This is a genomic window from Streptomyces malaysiense (assembly GCF_000980885.2).
Classification (GTDB): domain Bacteria; phylum Actinomycetota; class Actinomycetes; order Streptomycetales; family Streptomycetaceae; genus Streptomyces; species Streptomyces malaysiense.
This window is the reverse complement of the sequence record NZ_LBDA02000122.1, coordinates 1-6,068: the sequence shown is the minus strand read 5'-3', so window position 1 is coordinate 6,068 and position 6,068 is coordinate 1. Positions and strand designations below refer to the sequence as shown.

Annotated in this window: 6 protein-coding genes and 1 pseudogene; 3 read left to right on the top strand and 4 right to left on the bottom strand. The window is 66.7% G+C overall.

What is annotated here, in order from left to right:
* The 3 genes and pseudogenes from VT52_RS33930 to VT52_RS33920 all read right to left on the bottom strand — a co-directional run.
* A pseudogene (locus VT52_RS33930) lies at positions 1-231 on the bottom strand (hypothetical protein); the annotation flags it as partial.
* A gap of 50 nt (positions 232-281) precedes the next feature.
* Positions 282-611: a DUF429 domain-containing protein gene (locus tag VT52_RS33925; RefSeq protein ID WP_079175456.1), complete on the bottom strand. Its 330-nt coding sequence runs from the start codon at positions 609-611 to the stop codon at positions 282-284.
* A 767-nt stretch (positions 612-1,378) separates the two neighbouring features.
* The gene (locus VT52_RS33920; RefSeq protein ID WP_046427524.1) at positions 1,379-2,146 is read right to left on the bottom strand and encodes an IclR family transcriptional regulator; all 768 of its coding nucleotides are present in this window, start codon (positions 2,144-2,146) and stop codon (positions 1,379-1,381) included.
* 277 nt (positions 2,147-2,423) lie between these two features.
* On the opposite strand from VT52_RS33920, the gene VT52_RS33915 reads away from it, so the two are divergent.
* Entirely contained in the window at positions 2,424-2,945 is a 522-nt protein-coding gene (locus tag VT52_RS33915) for a hypothetical protein (protein WP_046427523.1), read from the top strand.
* A gap of 210 nt (positions 2,946-3,155) precedes the next feature.
* Here the strand turns inward: VT52_RS33915 and VT52_RS33910 are convergent, their stop codons facing one another.
* A complete protein-coding gene (locus tag VT52_RS33910; protein ID WP_046427521.1) occupies positions 3,156-3,476 on the bottom strand; it encodes a helix-turn-helix domain-containing protein in 321 nt (106 codons plus the stop codon).
* 21 nt (positions 3,477-3,497) lie between these two features.
* Between VT52_RS33910 and VT52_RS33905 the strand changes: the two genes are divergently transcribed.
* Positions 3,498-4,499: a hypothetical protein gene (locus tag VT52_RS33905; RefSeq protein ID WP_143070961.1), complete on the top strand. Its 1,002-nt coding sequence runs from the start codon at positions 3,498-3,500 to the stop codon at positions 4,497-4,499.
* Positions 4,496-6,068: hypothetical protein (locus tag VT52_RS33900; protein ID WP_143070960.1), on the top strand; the 1,573-nt coding region annotated here is incomplete at its 3' end. The genes VT52_RS33905 and VT52_RS33900, both read left to right, overlap by 4 nt.

Genomic DNA, 6,068 nt, shown 5'->3' with positions numbered 1-6,068 from the left:
TCCCGCATCTCGGGGGAACCTCACCCGGCGTACCCGCGCCTCGCCTGCTTGGCCGGTGCGGGGTACCTGCCAGGCGTCCAGCAATGCCTCGCCAACGGCTGGACATCGGTCGAGGTACCAGGCGAGGGTGTCGCTGTGGAACAGCTCCTTGCTGCCCCTGGACATCGCGAACACCACATCGCCGGTCAGCGACTCCACCAACGTCGCGAGCCGGACAGACGGGTCGTCCAACACCTTGCCTCCTCAGTGCTCCGCGAACCTTTCGATACTTGATGGATCGATCAGTATCGAATCTCGACGAGGCGCCCTTCTGGATCCGGCTCGGGCACCTCAGGAACCCGGTTCGCTGTCCCGAGCGCGATCCGGTGCGCCGACCAAGCCTCGACAGCGGCGTCGAGTACGTCGTCCACGGGAATGCGGTCCGCCTCACCAAGCTCGTCTGGGAGCACGAGGCCGGCCTCGGCGAGCAGGGAGCGGCGCAGGTTCTGGCCGCGCCAGGTCTTCTTGGCGTGGGCCAGTGGCACTCCGTCGGCCAAGGCGTAGAAGGACACCTCGGGGTGCGCCTCGTGGATCCGCTCATCGGCGAGCGGGCCGAACGGGCTGCGGGACATCGACCTCACCCCCAAGTCTCAAAGCCGACATGAGCATAGGGGTAGTGCGAGTGCCGAGCAGCGTGCGCTGCAACCAGTCGACAGGTGGGCTACCTGCAGCCACCGCCGGGCGTGTCAACTACCCGATCCCACTTCAGCCTGGCGGCTGGGATATCTGAGAGCCTGGGCGCGGACCCGGTCAGCGTCGATCTAGGACACGAGTGGCCGGTTAACCGGCCGCATGCCAGGATCGGACCGTGCCTGCTTTCCTGGACGCTGCCGAGAGCTCGAGGTGCCCTGCCGTGCCGTCTCCCAGGATGCGGCGGGTGGTGTTCGTTGCGTTGCTGAGCTCGGACGGGCGGCTTGCCCTGGTGGCAGATGACCCGCCTGGAGCTGTTCCCCGATGGGTGCTCCCTTCAGGATCCGTCCGAGCCGCAGAACCCTACCGTGAGGCGGCAGCACGTGTCCTCCGCGATGCGGTCGGCGCGATGCCGGTGCGCGGGGGCGCCGTTGAAGGATGCCGCTGGGCTCAGGTGCCTGTGCCTGTAGGCCGGAGCCGTCGAGAGGCGCACGTGTTCATCTTTCGCCTCGCTGCGGCTGGTGATCCGCCGAAGCTTCTGCCCTGGAAAGGAGCGACACACTGGGCGGGACCTGAGCAGTGGCAGGAGTTGTGCACGCGGTGCGATCTGCCAGATGTGGATGTGCTGTTGACGGGATACCTGGAGGGATGGATCCCGGACGGGCGGATCACGTTGGGGCCTTGAGCCCCGGCACCTCGGCACCCGCTCTCACTCTGCCCTGGCGATCGTGGCGGCGGTCTCCTGCAGGGCCGTGGCAACCGCTGGCATGTCCTGTTCGCGCAGACGCACAGCGGGTGCGTACACGGAGATCGCGGCGAGCGGTTCCCCGATGCGGTTGCGGATGGCCACGCCTACGCCGTGCAGGTCGTGTGCACTTTCCTCGAGGTCTGCCGCCCACCCCCGGACTCTGACTTCCTCCAACTCCACCTCAAGCAGCGGCCACTCAGTGATGCTCCCTGCCGCCGTGGCAGGGAGCGCGGCCGGGAGTGTCGCGCGTACATCTGCCGGGTCGCGCAGTGCGAGCAGGGCCTTGCCTGCCGCTGTGACGTGGGCGGGGAGCTCCTGCCCGAGCGGAACACTGACGCGCAGGACGTGCCGGCACTCGACTCCGTCGAGTAGTCGGACAACGGCCGCATCCAGGGAGTACAGGCACACCGTCTCTTGTAGCTTCTCGGAGAGCTCCTCCAGGGGTCTGCGCGCCTGTCGTCGGACGTCCAGCTGGGCGATCGCAGCCAGTCCCATGCGTACGAGCTGCGGCCCCGCTGAGTATCCGTGCTGGCCAGGATCGTGGCGCAGGAAACCCGTGCGCTGCAGGGTGACCAGGATGCGGTGTGCGGTGGAACGTGAGATACCGAGCTCCCGGGCGGTTTCGGTAACACCGACTTCCCCCCGGTCATGCGCCAGGACTAGAACATCCAGGGCCTTCGTCACCGACGCCAAGGCTTCCGTCGCCGACAGATGCTTGCCATCCACCATGAAGAAACCGTAACGCTCAAACGTTCCCGGAGACCGGGAGCTTCGACAGAATCCACATGTCAGGATTCTGTGATGGCACGTCTCGCAGTTCCGGTGTGGCATCACACGAACCCAGGAGCCAACTCTGCGCCAAGACAGGTCGAGTCCTGCGATATCCCCGACCGGACTTGCCGTCCTTGAGCGCACTGTTGACCGTTTGATAGCGCCTCACAGGAACTGCGTGCGTGCCACAGTGTGCCGTCCCTACACTGGCAGCGACCTTCCTTAGGAGTTCGCTATGGCGGGATACCGGACCAGCGCACCTGCGTCAGACAAGGGTGTCTACATCGACCAGGCCCGGCATGCCGTGAAGGAGCTGATCACCTCGCTGCGCGGCGAGTTGGCGACATTGGAAGCTGTGTACGCGATGATGTGCCAGGGCGTCGAATCCACCGATGTCCGCGAAGAACCGCCGGACACTGGCGAGGGCGCGGAAACCGCCCAACCTTCGCGGGAGGGCCCGTCTGAAGTTTCTGTCGCCGACGAGGATCCTTCGTCCGAAGATGCGCGCCCGGGGATTGGCACTCGGACCCTGGGGCCACCGCGTAACGGAAGCATGCGCGATGCGATCCTCACACTCCTGTGCGCTGCTCAAGAGGCAATGTCCATCACCGATATCGCGGCGGCGGTGCGCCCGGGAGCGGACGCGACGGTCCGCTCATCCGTAGGAAAAACCCTCAACCGCATGAAGCAACTTGGCGAGGTGGAAAACGTAGCACCGGGAATGTTCCGGGTCGTGCTGTCATCCCGGGCTGCTTGATCCACCCGAGAACGACCCTAACCCAACCAGCAGGCCTCCCTCGATTAGCGGTCGAGGGAGGCCGCCAAACACGCGAACGGACGCTTCTCCTAGCAGGGTTCCGGTCCGTCGCGCACGTTCACTCTAGCGCCCCCATGGGTGGCGCTATAGGGCGTCTACGCCATTCCGTACTTGAGCGTGCACGACTGACCTCAAATTGGCAATTGGGGATCAGTCATGAGCACATTGGGTCGCATTCGATCCGGGCCAGAGCGCCAGGCCCAGGGCGCGCTCCAGTCGGCAGACCGTCAGCACATCCGGCCAGGTGGCGCCCGCCAGCAGATCGCCGATGGTCTGTCTGCCGACGTTGCTCTGGGCGGCCAGGGCACGCAGCGAGAGCTCCGGCCTCTCACACAGGGCGGCGGCGAGGCGGCGGGCAATCGTCTGGACCACCGCTGCGGCGGGCTCCCCGGCGATCCGGGCATCCGGCCACTCCTCCGGATCGACGGCGTAGCTCCATGGCGGCGCCGTGCGCGCTCGGCCTCCGGTCATAAAGATGCGTTCCTTCAGATCGTGATCGACACTGACACCAGTGGCCGGTTAACCGGCCATCTGTCATGGGCCTTGCGCCTGGAGGTCGCTGTGTCGAATCGCCTGCTGGCCTACGCACCGAAGGCGGAGACGGTGCCGCCCGCCCAGTGGCACCGCATCGCTCCGGTCGTCCGCTCGCTGGGATTCATGGCCGTCGCAGCGGGACCCTACGGCCCAGACGTGGTCATGACGCCGCTCGCACGGCTGGTCGCCTGGGTCGAGGCCCAAGGCCTCCCGCTCGAACCCTCGGTGATCCTTGACCAGAGCACCGTCGAACGGTTCATCCTCGTCGGCTGCCGCGACATGGCCGCCAACAGCCGCCGAACCTGCAGCAGCCAGCTGCGCCGGGCCTCCGAAGCACTCCTGCTGGACCAGCTCGGACAGCATCCGCCGATCCGGCTCAAGGCCACCGCCGCCCCAGTGGCCCCCTACCCGCCAGCAGAAATCGCCTACTGGCTGATCTGGGCGCAGAGCCTGCCCACCCCCGCCCAGCGGCGCAACGCCTGTCTTCTGTTCTGTCTGGGCGTCGGCTGCGGGCTTGCCGTTGAGGATCTTGTGTACGTTCAGGGGCGGGATATCCTCGCGGGCCCCACCGGCCGGGCACTGGTCAAGGTGCACGGGCGCCGTCCGCGCACTGTCGTATGCCGGTACGCCTACGAGGAACTGCTGCTGTCGGAAGCCGCCCACATCCCGGCAGACGCGTACGCCTTCCGGCCGGACTGGCAGGACCGCACCAGCAAGCACATCGCATCGGACTGGCTGGCCAAGTACCCGCGGATCATCGGCCGTTGTGACGGCGCAGTGCTGCAGACCCAGCGGCTGCGCACGACCTGGCTCGTCGATCTGCTCAATGCAGGCATTCCGCTGAAGGTGATCCTCAAAGCGTCCGGACTCGGGACCCTGCACAGCCTCTCGCGCTACCTCGTCTTCCTCCACGACGTGCCCGAAGCGGAGGCATCCGATCTGTTGCGGGGGGCGGCATGAGCAGGAAGAACCCTGAGGACAAACCCTGCCGGCGTACCGGCCTCGTTTTACGCCCTGCACCGCAGGCCCCCGGCCGTACCCTCAGCGACCGCGTTGTGAGGCAGGTCTTCGACCTCGTGCGCCACAGCGGGGTACTGGAACGCCTTCCCTCCAACGAGCACCGGCCAGGCCCGAAGGGCTTCCCGTTCCGCACAGTGCTGATCGGCCTGATCCTGTCGCAGTACATGGGCAAGAGCGCGAACATCAACGACGCGTGGGAGACACTCTTCTTCGCCCTGTCTCCAGGGTCCAAGGCCCTCCTTGACGTCCCCAACGTCGACCTGCACATCCCCGAGGGTGCAACCCGAGAAGAGATCGACCGCGTCGCGCACCACCAGTACGCGACGTCGAAGCGCGTCTACCGGTCCTGGGCCTCGATGACCCGGCGCCTCAACCCGGCACCACACGACCGCCGCAAGCGGCTGTCGCTCAGCGAGGCCAAGAAGATCCGACGGAAGTGGAATGCCCGCGCCAATCAGGACACCGTGCGCAATCTGGAGGCCATCGCCCAGGATCTGGTTCTCGCTCCGGTGATGGCTTCCTACCGGCGCGGCGACTTCGCTCGGTGGCCTGGCCACATCGCGGTCGACGACACACCGGTTCCGGTCTGGGGCAAAGAGCCGGACTACCACCAGGACCGGGCCTCGCTTGAGATCACCGCCGGGATGTACGTGAAGGGAGGAACGCAGAAGAAGTCGGGGCCCAGCGGCAAAGCTGCGGCCTCCACGAACACTGGCACCCGGCGCGGCACGACAAACAAGCCACCGCCTCGCAAGACCAAGTCGGGACAGGGGAAGAAGGCCAAGGCGCCGGAGAAGAGAGAGTTCCGCTACGCCATGATGGCCGCGTTCCCGGGCCATGGCCATGGCGACCTCGCTGGCGCCTACCCGGCGGTCTGCCTCGGCATGATCCTTCATACCCCGGGCACCGAACCCGGCCCGGCCGCCCTGCGCGCCATCCAGCCGGCCTTCGAACGTGGCCTGGTCAAAGACCTGTTCTGCGCCGACCGGGGCATCACCCAGGCCAAGCCGCACAACCTGCATCTGCAGCTGATCAAGCTCGGCCTCAACACGGTGAAGCACTACAACGACGACAAGGTCGACCGGCAGGGAGAGTTCCGCGGCATGCAGCTGGTCGGCGGCGAGTTCTACTGCCCGCTGATGCCCACCCCGCTCATCACTGCGGGCGCCACATACATCGACAGCCGCACGGACGAGGACCGCGCCCACGCACTCAACCTGATCCAGTCCCGGAAGGACTACCAGACCAAGGTCAAGGAGTACGGGCCCGCAGGGGACCAGCGTCGACAGTGCCCCGCCCTCGGGTCCCACGCCACGGTCACCTGCTACCGCCGGCCCCAGCCACGCCCGTCCACCGTCGTCGACCTCGACGCCCCCACTGTCCGTACCCCGGCAGCCCTCCCCACCATCCCCAGGCCCAAGCGGGACACCCCCGTCTACCCCGACATCTGCAGGGGGAAGAGCATCACCGTCCCGGGCACCGTGTTGGCCAAGTGGCGGCAGAAATACC

What these genes read in the sequence shown, in the direction of transcription:
- VT52_RS33925 (WP_079175456.1), bottom strand. Translation starts at nt 611, where the DNA reads ATGTCCCGCAGCCCGTTCGGCCCGCTCGCCGATGAGCGGATCCACGAG.
- VT52_RS33915 (WP_046427523.1), top strand. Translation starts at nt 2,424, where the DNA reads ATGGCGGGATACCGGACCAGCGCACCTGCGTCAGACAAGGGTGTCTAC.
- VT52_RS33920 (WP_046427524.1), bottom strand. Translation starts at nt 2,146, where the DNA reads ATGGTGGATGGCAAGCATCTGTCGGCGACGGAAGCCTTGGCGTCGGTG.
- VT52_RS33910 (WP_046427521.1), bottom strand. Translation starts at nt 3,476, where the DNA reads ATGACCGGAGGCCGAGCGCGCACGGCGCCGCCATGGAGCTACGCCGTC.